At 63.5% G+C, this 13905-nt stretch carries 13 protein-coding genes and 2 pseudogenes; 10 read left to right on the top strand and 5 right to left on the bottom strand.

Annotated features, from left to right (window positions below; genetic code table 11):
* Positions 1–16: 16 nt before the first annotated feature.
* Entirely contained in the window at positions 17–355 is a 339-nt protein-coding gene (locus HDG39_RS06465) for a lysis system i-spanin subunit Rz (protein WP_409339016.1), read from the top strand.
* 501 nt (positions 356–856) lie between these two features.
* Here the strand turns inward: HDG39_RS06465 and HDG39_RS06460 are convergent.
* Together HDG39_RS06460 and HDG39_RS06455 are read right to left on the bottom strand one after the other, a co-directional pair.
* Entirely contained in the window at positions 857–1519 is a 663-nt protein-coding gene (locus tag HDG39_RS06460) for a hypothetical protein (protein ID WP_184004159.1), read from the bottom strand.
* On the bottom strand, positions 1497–2414 hold the full coding sequence (locus HDG39_RS06455; protein WP_184004157.1) for a DNA-processing protein DprA: 918 nt from the start codon (positions 2412–2414) through the stop codon (positions 1497–1499). The genes HDG39_RS06460 and HDG39_RS06455 overlap by 23 nt, the downstream gene beginning before the upstream one ends.
* A 367-nt stretch (positions 2415–2781) precedes the next feature.
* Between HDG39_RS06455 and HDG39_RS06450 the strand changes: the two are divergent.
* The 6 genes and pseudogenes from HDG39_RS06450 to ftsB all read left to right on the top strand — a co-directional run.
* Positions 2782–2994 (top strand): annotated as a pseudogene (locus HDG39_RS06450) (hypothetical protein); the annotation flags it as partial.
* Between the two features lie 116 nt (positions 2995–3110).
* Positions 3111–3914 (top strand): alpha/beta fold hydrolase, encoded by an 804-nt coding sequence (locus HDG39_RS06445; protein WP_184004155.1) that lies wholly within the window; start codon positions 3111–3113, stop codon positions 3912–3914.
* Positions 3915–4056: 142 nt separating this feature from the next.
* Positions 4057–5718 carry a CTP synthase gene (gene pyrG / locus HDG39_RS06440; RefSeq protein WP_184004153.1) on the top strand — a complete coding sequence of 554 codons (1662 nt, stop codon included), beginning with the start codon at positions 4057–4059 and terminating at the stop codon, positions 5716–5718.
* Complete coding sequence (kdsA, locus tag HDG39_RS06435; RefSeq protein ID WP_184004151.1) at positions 5715–6569, top strand: 3-deoxy-8-phosphooctulonate synthase; 855 nt, start codon at positions 5715–5717, stop codon at positions 6567–6569. Before pyrG ends, kdsA begins: the two co-directional genes overlap by 4 nt.
* A 215-nt stretch (positions 6570–6784) precedes the next feature.
* Positions 6785–8068, top strand: a complete 1284-nt coding sequence (eno, locus tag HDG39_RS06430; protein WP_018417543.1) for a phosphopyruvate hydratase — start codon at positions 6785–6787, stop codon at positions 8066–8068.
* Between the two features lie 114 nt (positions 8069–8182).
* Positions 8183–8620: a cell division protein FtsB gene (gene ftsB, locus HDG39_RS06425; RefSeq protein ID WP_184004149.1), complete on the top strand. Its 438-nt coding sequence runs from the start codon at positions 8183–8185 to the stop codon at positions 8618–8620.
* A gap of 20 nt (positions 8621–8640) precedes the next feature.
* Here the strand turns inward: ftsB and HDG39_RS06420 are convergent, their stop codons facing one another.
* The 3 genes from HDG39_RS06420 to HDG39_RS06410 all read right to left on the bottom strand — a co-directional run bounded on the left by HDG39_RS06420 (position 8641) and on the right by HDG39_RS06410 (position 10741).
* Positions 8641–9003 carry a hypothetical protein gene (locus HDG39_RS06420; protein WP_184004147.1) on the bottom strand — a complete coding sequence of 121 codons (363 nt, stop codon included), beginning with the start codon at positions 9001–9003 and terminating at the stop codon, positions 8641–8643.
* A gap of 199 nt (positions 9004–9202) precedes the next feature.
* Positions 9203–10153, bottom strand: a complete 951-nt coding sequence (hslO, locus tag HDG39_RS06415; protein ID WP_184004145.1) for an Hsp33 family molecular chaperone HslO — start codon at positions 10151–10153, stop codon at positions 9203–9205.
* 63 nt (positions 10154–10216) lie between these two features.
* Positions 10217–10741: a gamma carbonic anhydrase family protein gene (locus HDG39_RS06410; RefSeq protein WP_184004143.1), complete on the bottom strand. Its 525-nt coding sequence runs from the start codon at positions 10739–10741 to the stop codon at positions 10217–10219.
* A 273-nt stretch (positions 10742–11014) separates the two neighbouring features.
* Here HDG39_RS06410 and HDG39_RS06405 point away from each other — a divergent pair, with 273 nt between their 5' ends.
* The 3 genes and pseudogenes from HDG39_RS06405 to HDG39_RS06395 all read left to right on the top strand — a co-directional run bounded on the left by HDG39_RS06405 (position 11015) and on the right by HDG39_RS06395 (position 13879).
* Positions 11015–11920, top strand: a complete 906-nt coding sequence (locus HDG39_RS06405) for a ferritin-like domain-containing protein (protein WP_184004141.1) — start codon at positions 11015–11017, stop codon at positions 11918–11920.
* A 68-nt stretch (positions 11921–11988) separates the two neighbouring features.
* Positions 11989–12871: pseudogene (locus tag HDG39_RS06400) on the top strand (alpha/beta fold hydrolase).
* Between the two features lie 177 nt (positions 12872–13048).
* Positions 13049–13879 carry a 3',5'-nucleoside bisphosphate phosphatase gene (locus HDG39_RS06395; protein WP_184004139.1) on the top strand — a complete coding sequence of 277 codons (831 nt, stop codon included), beginning with the start codon at positions 13049–13051 and terminating at the stop codon, positions 13877–13879.
* Positions 13880–13905 lie beyond the last annotated feature (26 nt).

Here is a 13905-nt window from a genome sequence, read left to right as displayed (position 1 = left end):
CGCGCTCGCAGAAACCGTGCGCGCAGCGTCGGCTGTGGCCGCAGTCGAACAAACCTACCGAACGGAACAAACCAATGCTCAAAAGACGATTGATAGTCTTCGCGCCGATGTGCGTGCTGGCGATGTTCGGCTGCGCGTCGCAACCGCCAGTTGCGTTGCTTCAGCCGGTGGCAGTGGCGTGCCCGATGCTGGCGCCGCCGGCGGCGGAACTGATGGAGCCGGAACAGCCGAACTTGACGGGTCGACTGCTGACGCTCTTCTCGGCATCACCGGAGACGGAGACCGGGCAATCCGGAAACTGACCGCATTGCAGGATTACGCGCGCGAAGCACTGCGCGTGTGCGGGACCCACTAGCGACGTCTAGTACCCCGAAATTCACCAAAACAAATAAAAAAACCGCCGCCCTGTTAGGGAACGGCGGAAAGATGCCAATCTGACAAAGCGGACCCAGGGGAAGCGGCCCGCCAATGAAGTCTCTTAGATTGGCCCGTGGCGGGCAGTCGGACAACTCCGAAATCTTCGCGCGGCAGGGCTCGCCGGATCGGCGTTTTGCGCCAACCTAGCGTCGACCGGGACGCTTCTCGAGATCATCATCAGCCCCGATCGCTCGTATCCAATGCACGCATCCGCGCTCTGGCTGTGCTTGCACCTGCTTCTGCTCGCTCCACAAGCATAGGGCATGTGATCCGCCCGCAACGTCGCCGCCCCAATGTTCGCAAAGACGGCAGGGGCGGTCTGTCACGGCGTCGGGGTATCGAATGTGCGACATGGGGCGCTCAAAATGCTGTCCGAATATACAGAATTGCGCGGGGCAGAATCGGCTTTCCCGGTACTGGCATGCAACGGACGGTGTATTCAGTCGCCGTCTGTGTCGAAGTCGTCAGCGTCGTCGGCCAGCTTTCGCCTCGCGACAAATAGACCACCGATCCATACGCCCGGGAAACGCGCTTCCAGAACCTGCCGCATTGCGACGAAGTGGCTGCCGGTAGTCAGCACGTCATCGACGATCAAGATTTGCTGCGGCGCTGGCTGCGAGATCGTCTCGTCAATGGCGTACAAGGCGATAAGATCCTCTGGACGAGCGCGGGTCGTCGCGGTGTGTGATGCTTCGTAGCTCTGTCGCTGGACGACTAACTCGCGCACGTCCGCCTCGATGCCCAACTCCGCGCGGACCAATCGCGCCATGTGCGCAAGCGCAAGCGTCATCCGGTCGTCGTGCTCCGGATGTGCGCGGGCCTTTGACGGAGGGATAGGCACGAAAGTCACCTGACGATACGCGTCGGGCCGGAATGCGTCGCGAAAGGCCCTCCCAATCCGGGCAATGGCGTCCTCCTTCCAGCGGTACTCTGGTCGGCCTCGGCGAGTGACGGATTTCTTAAAGTTCGAAATCAAGTCGTTGGTGGGGCTGCAACCAAAGCCGCCGCGCGCGGTGTAGTCGCCGGTGTACCAACATGAGCAGTCTTCCGGCAAAAACCAGTGGTCTCGCCGCGTCGTGTCATCGATCTGAAGGAGCGCCATCTTTTAAATGCGTCAGAATGTCGTCGAAATTTTCTACGCGGATAGCGCCCAGCGCTGCGAGTTTGGCGGGCCACGTCAGCGCGGGATTGCGAAAGCAGCTATCCAGAATGAACAGCTTACGTCCTTGGTGGATTGCGGCTCGCGCCTGCGTCAAAGTCCCTGATGTCTCGCCGGCCTCGACGATCACCGTCGCATCGCTTAGCGCAGACATCGTCGCATTCCGTTCCGGGAAGAAAAGCCGATTGCCCCTGAACGTCTGTCGGGTGTAGCGGAGAATCGGGACCTGACTGACGAGCAAAAAGTCCCGAGCGATCCGCCGTTGCAGTTCGGCATTTTGGCGCGGATAGCTCTCTGTGATCGGCGTCCCGATCACACCGACAGTTCTTCCCCCCGCTTCGATTGCGGTCGTGTGGGCAACGGTGTCGATGCCTGCTGCTAGACCGGAAAAGATTGTGAAGTCCTCCTGGACCAGCATCTTGACGAGCTTGCGAGCTCGGCGGAGACCGTCGTCGGAAGGGGTGCGGGTGCCGACAACTGCAACCGACTTGTGCGAGAAGGCAAGGTCACGCCAACCTTGGAAATAAAAAAATTCGAGCGGATATTTGGCGTCTCGGAGCTTCGCCGGATAGTCCGCGGTTCGATTGACGCAAACGCCGAAATCGTCGACGCCGGCTTCTTCGAGTTTCCGCATCACTTGTGGGACCGTTGCGTCGATCGTCTCAGAAGGCACCAGTTGCGCTGGCGTAGCAGCGGGATTTCGTTCAAACGTCTCAGCGATCGATTTAAACGACGCGCTGTCGGACTCCCATAACGCCTCGTAGGCGCCCATTTCTCTCTGCGGCACGATTGGTGGCGCGGCAAAGAGAGCCTCGTGTGAGTCAAATTGAAGGGTCATTTCGGCTCGGGTGATGACTGAAAATACTGTATATGCATACAGTATAATTGAATTCTAAAGAGATGATAGCGCACGGGAACCCCTCACCGAAAAGTGAGAGGGCTAGCCAGTATGCGAGTGCGCATCGTGGTCGGTCCTAAATGGGAGGCGGCCAACGAATCTCCCGTTGTAGATGGACCGCATGAAGCGACGGGCGCGTCCATGCTTCTAGTGCAAGCGCTCTATATAGGCCTTGGGGCACTGTGCCCAAACTGTGCCCTGATCCTGTACGCTTTCTTGCGAAACACCTGAAAACCTTGGAAAGTCCCATCACTGACCGGCGCGAGACTTTATGTTAAAAATCAGTTGGTTAGATGGAAAATCAGGGGCTTTCTGTTACGTAGGCTACGAGAATCGCTTTCATCATCCGAATGCGGGCGTGTTCGCGCGCTACGCGGCGCGTCATATCGAACTCGGGCGCAGCGATCGCGATGGCGCCGTGAGGGTCGACGTCGATCCGGGCGCGCGCGGTGAGGAGGGCGCCGCGCTCACGCTCGAGCGCTATCGGGACACGCAGCGCCGCTACTGGATGGAGCCATGAGCGCGTCGCGGCCCGATGAGCGCAACAGCGCAGACAACAGGCTCAAGCAGGGGTATAAGCAGCGGCACAGGCAAAGCACCGCCCACGCGTAAAAAACACAACGGAGATCGCCGCAGTTGAAAAACATCATCCATTTCTCGCATGCGAACGGCTTTCCGGCCTCGACTTACCGGACGATCTTCGCCGAGCTCTCCGACGACTACGACGTGCGCTCGATCGAGCGGATCGGCCATGATCCGCGCTTTCCGGTCACGCAGGACTGGCCCCATCTGGTCGAGCAACTGCTCGACGACATCGCCCGCAAGTACGAGCAGCCGGTGTGGCTCGTCGGGCATTCGCTCGGCGGTTATCTGTCGTTGATGGCGGCGCTGAAAAAGCCGCAGTGGGTGAGAGGCGTCGTGATGCTCGACTCGCCGGTGATCGCCGGCTGGCGCAGCAGCATGCTGCGCGTGTCGCAATGGACCGGGCTCGACGAGCGGCTGTCGCCCGCCGCCGCTACGCGCAAGCGGCGCACGCAATGGACGAGCCGCGACGAAGCATGGCGGCACTTCCATTCGAAGCCCGCGTTCGCGCGCTGGGACGAGCGCATGCTGTCCGACTACATCGACTTCGGCATTCCGCAGAGTTCGCCCGACGGCACCCGGGTGCTCGCGTTCGATCGTCGCACCGAATACCAGATCTACCGGACGCTGCCGCATACGCTCGGCGCGCGGCTCGCGCGCGGCGCGCCGGTGCCGGTCGGCTTCATCGCCGGGACACGCTCGAAGGAAATCCGCCAGGCCGGGCTCGACGCGACGCGACGCGCGACCGGCGGGCACGTCGAGTGGATCGAGGGCAGCCATCTGTATCCGATGGAAAGGCCGATCGAAACCGCGCGCGCAGTGCAACGCATGCTGCGTGAACTGGAGCGAACCGCCTGACGTGCTGCGCGCACGAAGCGGGCCCCAAACCGCTGCTCCGGCTGCCACGCGAGGCGGCATCGGCACGCGTGGGTCGGCCGTTTTTTGCTGGGTCGGGACCATCCTTTACGGTATAATCCGTTTTTCCCGCGAGCATCCAGCGATGACCAAATATGTTTTCGTCACCGGCGGCGTAGTATCTTCCCTCGGCAAGGGTATTGCCGCCGCTTCCCTCGCCGCGATCCTCGAATCGCGCGGTCTTAAAGTCACCCTCCTCAAACTCGATCCCTACATCAACGTCGACCCCGGCACGATGAGCCCGTTTCAGCACGGCGAAGTGTTCGTGACGGAAGACGGAGCGGAAACCGACCTCGACCTCGGCCACTACGAGCGCTTCATCAGCACGAAGATGCGCAAGGCCAACAACTTCACCACGGGCCAGATTTACGAGTCGGTAATCCGCAAGGAACGCCGCGGCGATTATCTCGGCAAGACCGTGCAGGTCATCCCGCACATCACGAACGAAATCCAGGCATTCGTCGAGCGCGGCGCAGCGTCTGCGACGTGCGGCGAGCCGGATGTCGCGATCGTCGAAGTGGGTGGCACGGTGGGTGACATCGAATCGCTGCCGTTCCTCGAAGCCGCGCGCCAGATGAGCCTGCGCCTCGGCCGCAACAGCGCGTGCTTCGTGCACCTGACGCTGGTGCCCTGGGTCGCCACGGCCGGCGAACTCAAAACCAAGCCCACCCAGCACAGCGTGCAGAAGCTGCGCGAAATCGGTATCTTGCCGCACGTGCTGCTGTGCCGTGCCGACCGCCGCATTCCGGACGACGAGCGCGCGAAGATCTCGCTGTTCTCGAACGTGCCCGAAGACGCGGTGATTTCCGTGTGGGACGCGGACAGCATCTACAAGATTCCGCAGATGCTGCACGACCAGGGTCTCGACGCGATCATCTGCGAAGAGCTCAAGCTCACGCCGAAGGCGGCGGACCTGTCCATGTGGTCGGACCTCGTCGAGAAGCTGCAGAACCCGAAGCACGACGTGACGATCGGCATGGTCGGCAAGTACGTCGATCTGACCGAGTCGTACAAGTCGCTGATCGAAGCGCTGCGTCATGCGTCGATGCATACGTCGACGCGCGTGAATATCGAGTACATCGACTCCGAAGAAATCGAAACGCAAGGCGTCGGGAGCCTCAAGCATCTCGACGCGGTGCTCGTGCCGGGCGGCTTCGGCCGTCGCGGCACCGAAGGCAAGATCGCCGCGATCCGTTATGCGCGCGAAGCGAAGGTGCCGTATCTCGGCATCTGCCTCGGCATGCAGCTCGCCGTGATCGAATTCGCCCGCGACGTCGTCGGCCTGAAGGACGCGAACAGCACCGAATTCGATCAGGAAACGAAGAACCGCGTGGTCGCGCTGATCACCGAGTGGTACGACCGCGAAGGCCGCGTCGAGAAGCGTACCGAAGAGTCGGATCTCGGCGGCACGATGCGCCTCGGCTCGCAGCGCTGCCCGATCAAGCCCGGCACGCTCGCCGAAGAGATCTACGGCACCGATGTGAACGAACGCCACCGTCACCGTTATGAGGTGAATAACCGTTTCGTGCCCCAGCTCGAAGGCGGTGGCCTCATCATTAGCGCCCGTACCCCGAGCGAGGATTTGCCGGAAATGATGGAGCTGCCGCGCAGCATGCACCCGTGGTTCGTCGGCGTCCAGTTCCACCCTGAATTCACGTCTACGCCGCGTGACGGTCATCCGCTGTTCAAGTCGTTCGTCGAAGCGGCGCTCGCGCATCAGCAGTCGAGGGTCGAGGAGAAAGCATGAAACTGGGCGATTTCGACATCGGGCTCGACAAGCCGCTCTTCCTGATCGCCGGTACCTGTGTCGTCGAATCCGAACAGATGACGATCGACACGGCCGGCCGCCTGAAGGAAATCTGCGCGAAGCTGAACATTCCGTTCATCTACAAATCGTCGTACGACAAGGCCAATCGCAGCAGCGGCAAGTCGTTTCGCGGTCTGGGCATGGACGAAGGTTTGCGCATCCTGTCGGAAGTGAAGCGCCAGCTCGGTCTGCCGGTGCTGACCGACGTGCACGCCGAACACGAGATCGAGCAGGTGGCGTCGGTCGTCGACGTGCTGCAAACGCCCGCGTTCCTGTGCCGTCAGACCGACTTCATCCACGCGTGCGCGCGCTCGGGCAAGCCGGTCAACATCAAGAAGGGCCAGTTTCTCGCGCCGCACGACATGAAGAACGTGATCGACAAGGCGCGCGACGCCGCGCGTGAAGCGGGTCTGTCCGAAGACCGCTTCATGGCATGTGAGCGCGGCGTGTCGTTCGGCTATAACAACCTCGTGTCGGACATGCGTTCGCTCGCGATCATGCGCGAGACCCACGCGCCGGTCGTGTTCGACGCGACGCATTCGGTGCAGTTGCCGGGCGGTCAGGGCACGAGCTCGGGCGGCCAGCGCGAATTCGTGCCGGTGCTCGCGCGCGCCGCGGTCGCGGTCGGCGTCGCCGGTCTGTTCATGGAAACGCACCCGAATCCGGCGCAAGCGAAGTCGGACGGGCCGAACGCGGTGCCGCTCAATCGCATGGCCGACCTGCTCGAGACGCTCGTCACGCTCGACCGGGCCGTCAAGCGCGGGCCGTTCCTCGAAAGCGATTTCAACTGATTCAGGTGTGCGCCGCGTGTCACGATTGCCATCGACAATCAACCCGCGGCGTTTTCGCATAGTGGTCGTCGAACGTATCGGCGCGCGAGTTGTCTGTCGGGGAGACCGGCAGGTGCTTTGCATGGGACCGGACTAGGCGCTGAAGCGCCAACTCCGGTTCGACAGCGCGATGCAAGGTCACAGTAAAGAATTCAACGTCATCCTTTGAGGAAACCATGAGTGCTATCGTAGATATCATCGGTCGAGAGATTCTCGATTCGCGAGGCAACCCCACCGTCGAATGCGACGTGCTGCTCGAGTCGGGCACGATGGGGCGCGCGGCCGTGCCGTCGGGCGCGTCGACCGGCTCGCGCGAAGCGATCGAACTGCGCGACGGCGAAGCCGGCCGCTACGGCGGCAAGGGTGTGCTGAAGGCCGTCGAGCACATCAACACGGAAATCTCCGAAGCGATCATGGGTCTCGACGCTTCCGAGCAGGCGTTCCTCGACAAGACGCTGCTCGAGCTCGACGGCACCGACAACAAGTCGCGCCTCGGCGCGAACGCGATGCTGGCCGTGTCGATGGCTGTCGCGAAGGCCGCGGCTGAAGAAGCCGGCCTGCCGCTGTACCGCTACTTCGGCGGCTCGGGCGCGATGCAATTGCCGGTGCCGATGATGAACATCGTCAACGGCGGCGCGCACGCGAACAATAGCCTGGACATCCAGGAATTCATGATCGTGCCGGTCAGCCAGCCGAGCTTCCGCGAAGCACTGCGCTGCGGCGCCGAAGTGTTCCACGCGCTGAAGAAGATCCTGTCGGACCGCGGCATGAGCACGGCAGTCGGCGACGAAGGCGGCTTCGCGCCGAACTTCGGCAGCAACGAGGAATGTCTGTCCACCATTTTGCAAGCCATCGAGAAAGCAGGCTATCGCGCCGGTGAAGACGTGCTGCTCGCGCTCGACTGTGCGGCGAGCGAGTTCTACCACGACGGCAAATACCAGCTCGCGGGCGAAGGCCTGCAGCTGTCGTCGACGGAATTCGCGGACTACCTCGCGAACCTCGCCGACAAGTTCCCGATCGTGTCGATCGAAGACGGCATGCACGAGGGCGACTGGGAAGGCTGGAAGACCCTGACCGACAAGCTCGGCAACAAGGTCCAACTGGTCGGCGACGACCTGTTCGTGACGAACACGCGCATCCTGAAGGAAGGCATCGAGAAGGGAATCGCGAACTCGATCCTGATCAAGATCAACCAGATCGGCACGCTGACGGAAACCTTCGCGGCGATCGAAATGGCCAAGCGCGCGGGCTACACGGCGGTGATTTCGCACCGTTCGGGCGAAACCGAAGACTCGACGATCGCGGACATCGCCGTCGGTCTGAACGCCGGCCAGATCAAGACAGGTTCGCTGTCGCGTTCCGACCGCATCTCGAAGTACAACCAGCTGCTGCGTATCGAGGAAGATCTCGGCGATATCGCGAGCTACCCGGGCAAGTCGGCCTTCTACAATCTGCGCTAAGCGGCCTTCGCCAGATTGTTCACACCGATCGATGAGCCGGTTATCCTTCGTTTCTGATTGACCTCGCCGCCCTGCGTATAGCGCAGGGCGGCGCGTATTTATTGTGCTTACTTCATGCGGCTTGTCACTGCTGTCCTGATTGTTCTGCTGGCGTTGATCCAGTACCCGCTCTGGTGGGGGCACGGCGGCTGGCTGCGCGTGCATGAGTTGCAGGGACAACTCGCGCAGCAACTGCAGAAGAATGCCGACGCGAAGCTGCGCATCGAGCGCATCCAGGGCGAAGTGCAGGACCTGCAGAACGGCACGGCCGCGGTCGAAGAGCGGGCGCGCTACGAAATGGGCATGGTCAAGGACGGCGAAGTGTTCGTGCAGTTCGTGTCGCCGAACCAGCCGTTGCCGTTGGCGAATACCCCGTCGGCGAATACCTCGACGCGCGGTGAGGTGTCGGCCGCGCCGCTGCATGTGGTACCGAATCCGGAGTCGCGCGCGAAGCCGGATCGCAAGCATGGCGGGAAGGCAGCGGCTGCGAAGGAGAAGAAGCCGGTGCACTGAGGTTCGATATTCGCATCGGCCTACCAGCCCCAATACGGCCCGAACCCGACGCCGATCCCGGTTCCCCAGCCACGTCCCCAGCCGCCGCTCGAGAAGCCCGCGGAAAACCTCACGGGCGGCGAACGCGAGTAATAGCGCGACCAGGCTTGCGCGGCGGCGTCGGCGGCCATCGTCTGATTCTGTTCGAACATGACCTGTTGCTCGATCGCGTCATAGCGCGCGCGTTCCTCCGGTGTCAGCGTCTGCGGATGGCTGATGGCTTCGGCCTGATCAGGCGGCAGACGGCTCAGAATCGGCGCTGGGCCAGGCGGATCGATCGAGCAGCCGGCCAGCACCGCGCTGCCCGTGAGGATGGCAAGGATCAACGAAAGCATGTGCTTCATGGTCGAATCTCCATCGGTCCGATGGCTCGAGCAAGCGTCTTCCAACGCACAGCGCCGCATCCTTCCAGAGTATCAACACCGCGCTCAAAAGCAACGCGCCGCCCGAGCCGTGACGAGGCATGGGGCGGCGCGGTCAGGACTAGCGTTGAAGAGCGCGATCAGTTCACGGGCACGTATTCCGCTTCGGCGAAAGCGCGGTCTAGTGCCGCTGCGCGGCCGCTGGCGTCACACCTTGTGAGAGTCCGCCGGCCACGAAAAGTTGCGCGACGTCGACCGGGTCGAACTCGTAGCGCTGATTACAAAACTCGCAGTGAATCTCGACGTGGCCGCGTTCCTCGATCACGCCGTCGACTTCATCGCGGCCAAGCATCTTCAGCATCGCGCCGACTTTTTCTCGCGAGCACGTGCATTCGAAGCGCGCGGTAACCGGCTCGAAATGCTGGACGTTTTCCTGCCAGAACAGGCGTCGGAACACTGTCTCAGGTTCTTCCTTCAGCAGTTCGTCCTGCGACAGCGTGCCGCCGAGCGTGCACACGCGTTCCCACGTATCCGCGTCGAGCTCGCCCGGATGCGGGACGATGCCGCCGTCGCCCGGCAGCTTCTGCAGCAGCATGCCGACCGCGCACTCGGTGTTCGCTGCGAGCCACATGCGCGTGTCGAGCTGCTCGGAGTGATGCATATAGTGCTCGAGTACCTCGGCGATCGACTTCAGCGGTCCGTTCACGTCCGACAGCGGCACGATACTCTGGTACGGCTGCTGGCCGGGCTGCTTGTCGGTCGGGTCGAGCGTGATCACGCAGCGGCCGTGGCCGCTCGCGTTCACCAGATCGATGAGCGAGGTCGTGTCGTCGATCGTATGGGCGGCTTCGCCGGACAGCTTCGCGGTGGCGCGCATCGTCAGATTCGAGCTGCACTGCACGACCAGCATCTTGACCGGGCCATCGCCGAAAATCTGCATGACGAGCGTGCCGTCGAACTTCAGGTTCGCCGACAGCAGCGCGCACGCGGCCATCATTTCGCCCAGAATCGTTCGCACGGGCGCCGGATAATCGCGGCGTGTCAGCACGTCCTGCCAGGTATTGCGCAGGGAAACGATCTCGCCGCGCACCGGCGCCGCACTGAACATGAATTTTTGCAACTGGTCGCTCACAACTTTTCCTCGCTGGAATGACGCGGCATGACGCCGCGCCTTTGCGCACCGCGCGCCGGCCGTCTAGCCGATGCGTACGAGCTGCGCCTTGAAATACTCGCGGCGCCCGGCATAGCTTGCCGCGCCGCGCTGCATGTTGGCGATATCCGCTTCCGTCAGTTCGCGCACCGCCTTCGCGGGCGCGCCGAGGATCAGCGTATTGTCGGGAAAAACCTTGCCCTCGGTGACGATGGCGCCCGCTCCGACCAGACAGTTGCGGCCGATCACCGCGCCATTCAAGACCACCGCCTGAATTCCGATCAACGCACCTTCCTTGATCGTGCAGCCGTGCAGCATCGCCTGATGGCCGATCGTCACGTTCGACTCGACCGTCAGCGGATAGCCGGGGTCGGTGTGCAGCACCGCGCTTTCCTGCACGTTGCTGCCGGCGCCGATCGTGATCGGCTCATTGTCGCCGCGCAGTGTCGCGCCGAACCACACGCTCGCGTTCTCCTCGAGCGTTACGTTGCCGATGATGTTCGCCGAATCCGCGACGAACACGCTTTCATGAATAATCGGGGCGGCTTCGCCCAGCTTGTAAATCGTCACAACGTCTCCTTGTTGGTCAGAGCCGGGCCTTCGGTGACTCCGATTTTGTGCACGGTGATGGTCTGATCGGTTGCCACGCACGGGCAGGGCGGCGTGCACCCGGCGCGGCGCGAAGCCGGCGGTCTTGCGTCGCCAACTGACGGGCGTTCCCGAAAGCGCGCGCCGGATGGTCGAATCGAGTATTGTAAACGGTTGTGTGCTTGAGCCGCTCGCGCGCGGCTCAGCCGCCGTCTGTCCGCCGTCTTTGCCGCTTCCATCGCCGATCCGTTTGTCATGACGTCCGCCGCTTCGCCCGTTTCTGTCGCTTCTCCCGCATCGAATTCTCACGACGAGCCGCCGTGCGCGCGCCGCGCCGCACTCGCGGCGTTGCGTGAGCGGGATCCGGGCGCGAAGGCCGCGGCGGCCCGCGAGCTGTACGCTGCGGTACTCGACGGTCGCGCGCTCTGTGACTCCGGCCTCGATCTCGCCGAGCCCGCTGGCCTGCCGGGCCGCCCCGAACGGCCCGACCTGGTCGAACCGCGCCAACTCGGTCGACGCAGCATGCAGTCGCCGCAGGGCCGCGCGGTGTTGCTCCACGCCCTCGCGCACATCGAGTTCAATGCGATCAATCTGGCGCTCGACGCCGTCTGGCGTTTCCCCGGTATGCCCGCCGGGTTCTATACCGACTGGCTCAAGGTCGCCGCCGAAGAGGCGTATCACTACTCGCTGCTCGCCGCGCGTCTCGCCGAATATGGCCACGCGTACGGCGACTTCCCGGCGCACGGCGGCCTATGGGACATGTGCGAGCGCACCCGTGGCGACGTGCTCGCGCGCATGGCGCTCGTGCCGCGTACGCTCGAAGCGCGCGGCCTCGACGCGTCGCCGCCGATCCGCGCGCGTCTGCAGCAGGCCGGCGATCACGCGTCGGCGGCGATTCTCGACGTGATCCTGCGCGATGAAATCGGCCACGTGCTGATCGGCAACCGCTGGTTTCGTCACCTGTGCGACGCGGACGGCCTCGATCCGCACCACACCTATCTGCGTCTCGCCGACCAGTATCACGCGCCGAAACTGCGTGGCCCATTCAATTTCGAAGCGCGCCGCGACGCTGGTTTCGACGATGCCGAACTCGCCGCGCTCGCGAGTCAGGATGCACAGCAAGCCATGCAGGCAACGGACGACCAAGCGTCGCGTCAATAAACCGTTACCGCTTCTTGCGCCGCTGTCCCTATAATCGAACGACCATTCTTTTTTGCGGTGCGCCGTTCATGAATACATCCCGCTCTGAGTTCGTTGCCGTGCGCGGCGTCCGGCTGCACGTGCGGCGCTGGGGCCATCCCGATGCGCGGACACTGTTCATGCTGCACGGCTGGATGGACGTCGGCGCGTCGTTCCAGTTCGTCGTCGATGCGCTCGGTGGCGACTGGCAGGTGATCGCGCCCGACATGCGCGGCTTCGGTCTGTCCGACTGGCCGGTCGCCGAGCGCGGCGGCGGCAGCTACTGGGTGCAGGACTATCTCGGCGATCTCGACGCGCTGATCGACCACTACGCGCCGGACGGCCAGGTGGACCTCGTCGGTCACAGCATGGGCGCGAACGTCGTGTGCCTGTATGCGGGCGTGCGGCCGCAGCGGGTACGGCGCGTGGTCGATCTGGAGGGCTTCGGGCTCGCGCCATCGCATCCGGCGCAGGCGCCGAAGCGCCTGCTCAATTGGCTCGACGAATTGCGCGATCCACCGCAGCTCAAGCGCTACGCGTCACTCGACGAGGTCGCCGCGCGCCTGATCAAAACCAATCCGCGCCTCGTTCCGCGGCGTGCGCAGTTTCTCGCGCAGCACTGGTCGAAGCCGGATGGCGAAGGGCGCTTCATGCTGCTCGCCGATCCGGCGCACAAGGTCCGCGGTCCGACGCTGTATCGCCGACGAGGTGATGGCGGTGTGGCGTAAGGTCAGCGCGAAGGTGCTGCACGTCGAGGCCGCCGGCTCGCCGACGCTCGCGCAGATCGCCGGCGACACTCCGCTCGACGAATTCAAGGCGCGTTTTCAGGCGTTTCCCGATTGGCGCGAGAAGATCGTCGACGGCGCGGGACATATGGTGCATCACGACCAGCCAGAGCAGATCGCCGCGTTGATCGAGGGGTTCTGCGCCTGACACCGCGCCTGAAGCTACGTTTGAAACGGCGCTCGTGGGTCGCCCGGAGGTCGCGGGATCGGCGCTGATCGGTCTTGACCTCGCGGAACGCGGCAACCGGCACTGGCGTCGCGAGATACCCCTGCGGCCCCTTACTGCATTGCAGTAAAATGACCGCAGAACCCTTCCAGGACCACGATGAACGCCGATCTTCACTGCCACTCCACCGTTTCCGACGGCCAGTTCGCGCCGGCCGACGTCGCGCGCCGCGCGCACGCTAACGGCGTGACACTGTGGGCGCTTACCGATCACGACGAAGTGGGCGGCCAGCACGAGGCGCGCACCGCAGCCGAGGTTCTCGGCATGAATTACCTGAACGGCGTCGAGATTTCGGTCACGTGGGCGGGGCGCACCGTGCACATCGTCGGACTCGGCATCGATCCGAGCAGCCAGATCCTGATCGACGGCCTCGCTCGCACGCGCGACGGCCGCGCCGCGCGCGCCGAAGCAATCGGCGAGCAACTGGCCACGCTCGGCATTCCAGACGCGTACGAGGGCGCGCTGCATTTCGTGTCGAATCCCGACATGATGTCGCGCACCCATTTCGCGCGCTTCCTGGTCGAGCACGGCCACTGCGCGAACACCCAGGAAGTGTTCGACCGCTATCTCGGCGACGGCAAGCCGGGTTACGTCGCGCACCGCTGGGCCAAGCTCGCCGACGCACTCGGCTGGATCCAGGCCGCGGGCGGCGTCGCGATCGTCGCGCATCCCGGTCGTTACGCGTATTCGCAACTCGAATTCGACGCATTCTTTGGCGAATTCATCGACCTCGGTGGCGAGGCGATCGAGGTCGTGACCGGCAGCCACACGCCCGACCAGTACCGCGAATATGCGGACGTCGCGCGTCGCTATGGCTTCGAGGCCTCGCGCGGTTCCGACTTCCATGCGCCCGGCGAAGGCCGCATCGAACTCGGTGCACTGCCGCCGCTGCCCGCCGATCTGAAGCCCATTTGGGAACGCTGGCTGTGACCGCGCGCCGGCTGGCTGCGGCACGC

The sequence above is a fragment of the Paraburkholderia lebeckiae genome, assembly GCF_014201005.1.
Classification (GTDB): Bacteria; Pseudomonadota; Gammaproteobacteria; order Burkholderiales; family Burkholderiaceae; genus Paraburkholderia; species Paraburkholderia tuberum.
The sequence above is the reverse complement of the archived record's forward strand: the minus strand, read 5'-3'. Positions and strand labels throughout refer to the sequence as shown.

What these genes read in the sequence shown, in the direction of transcription:
- HDG39_RS06455 (WP_184004157.1), bottom strand. Translation starts at nt 2,414, where the DNA reads ATGACCCTTCAATTTGACTCACACGAGGCTCTCTTTGCCGCGCCACCA.
- HDG39_RS06460 (WP_184004159.1), bottom strand. Translation starts at nt 1,519, where the DNA reads ATGGCGCTCCTTCAGATCGATGACACGACGCGGCGAGACCACTGGTTT.
- pyrG (WP_184004153.1), top strand. Translation starts at nt 4,057, where the DNA reads ATGACCAAATATGTTTTCGTCACCGGCGGCGTAGTATCTTCCCTCGGC.
- kdsA (WP_184004151.1), top strand. Translation starts at nt 5,715, where the DNA reads ATGAAACTGGGCGATTTCGACATCGGGCTCGACAAGCCGCTCTTCCTG.
- HDG39_RS06395 (WP_184004139.1), top strand. Translation starts at nt 13,049, where the DNA reads ATGAACGCCGATCTTCACTGCCACTCCACCGTTTCCGACGGCCAGTTC.
- HDG39_RS06420 (WP_184004147.1), bottom strand. Translation starts at nt 9,003, where the DNA reads ATGAAGCACATGCTTTCGTTGATCCTTGCCATCCTCACGGGCAGCGCG.
- ftsB (WP_184004149.1), top strand. Translation starts at nt 8,183, where the DNA reads ATGCGGCTTGTCACTGCTGTCCTGATTGTTCTGCTGGCGTTGATCCAG.
- HDG39_RS06405 (WP_184004141.1), top strand. Translation starts at nt 11,015, where the DNA reads ATGACGTCCGCCGCTTCGCCCGTTTCTGTCGCTTCTCCCGCATCGAAT.
- eno (WP_018417543.1), top strand. Translation starts at nt 6,785, where the DNA reads ATGAGTGCTATCGTAGATATCATCGGTCGAGAGATTCTCGATTCGCGA.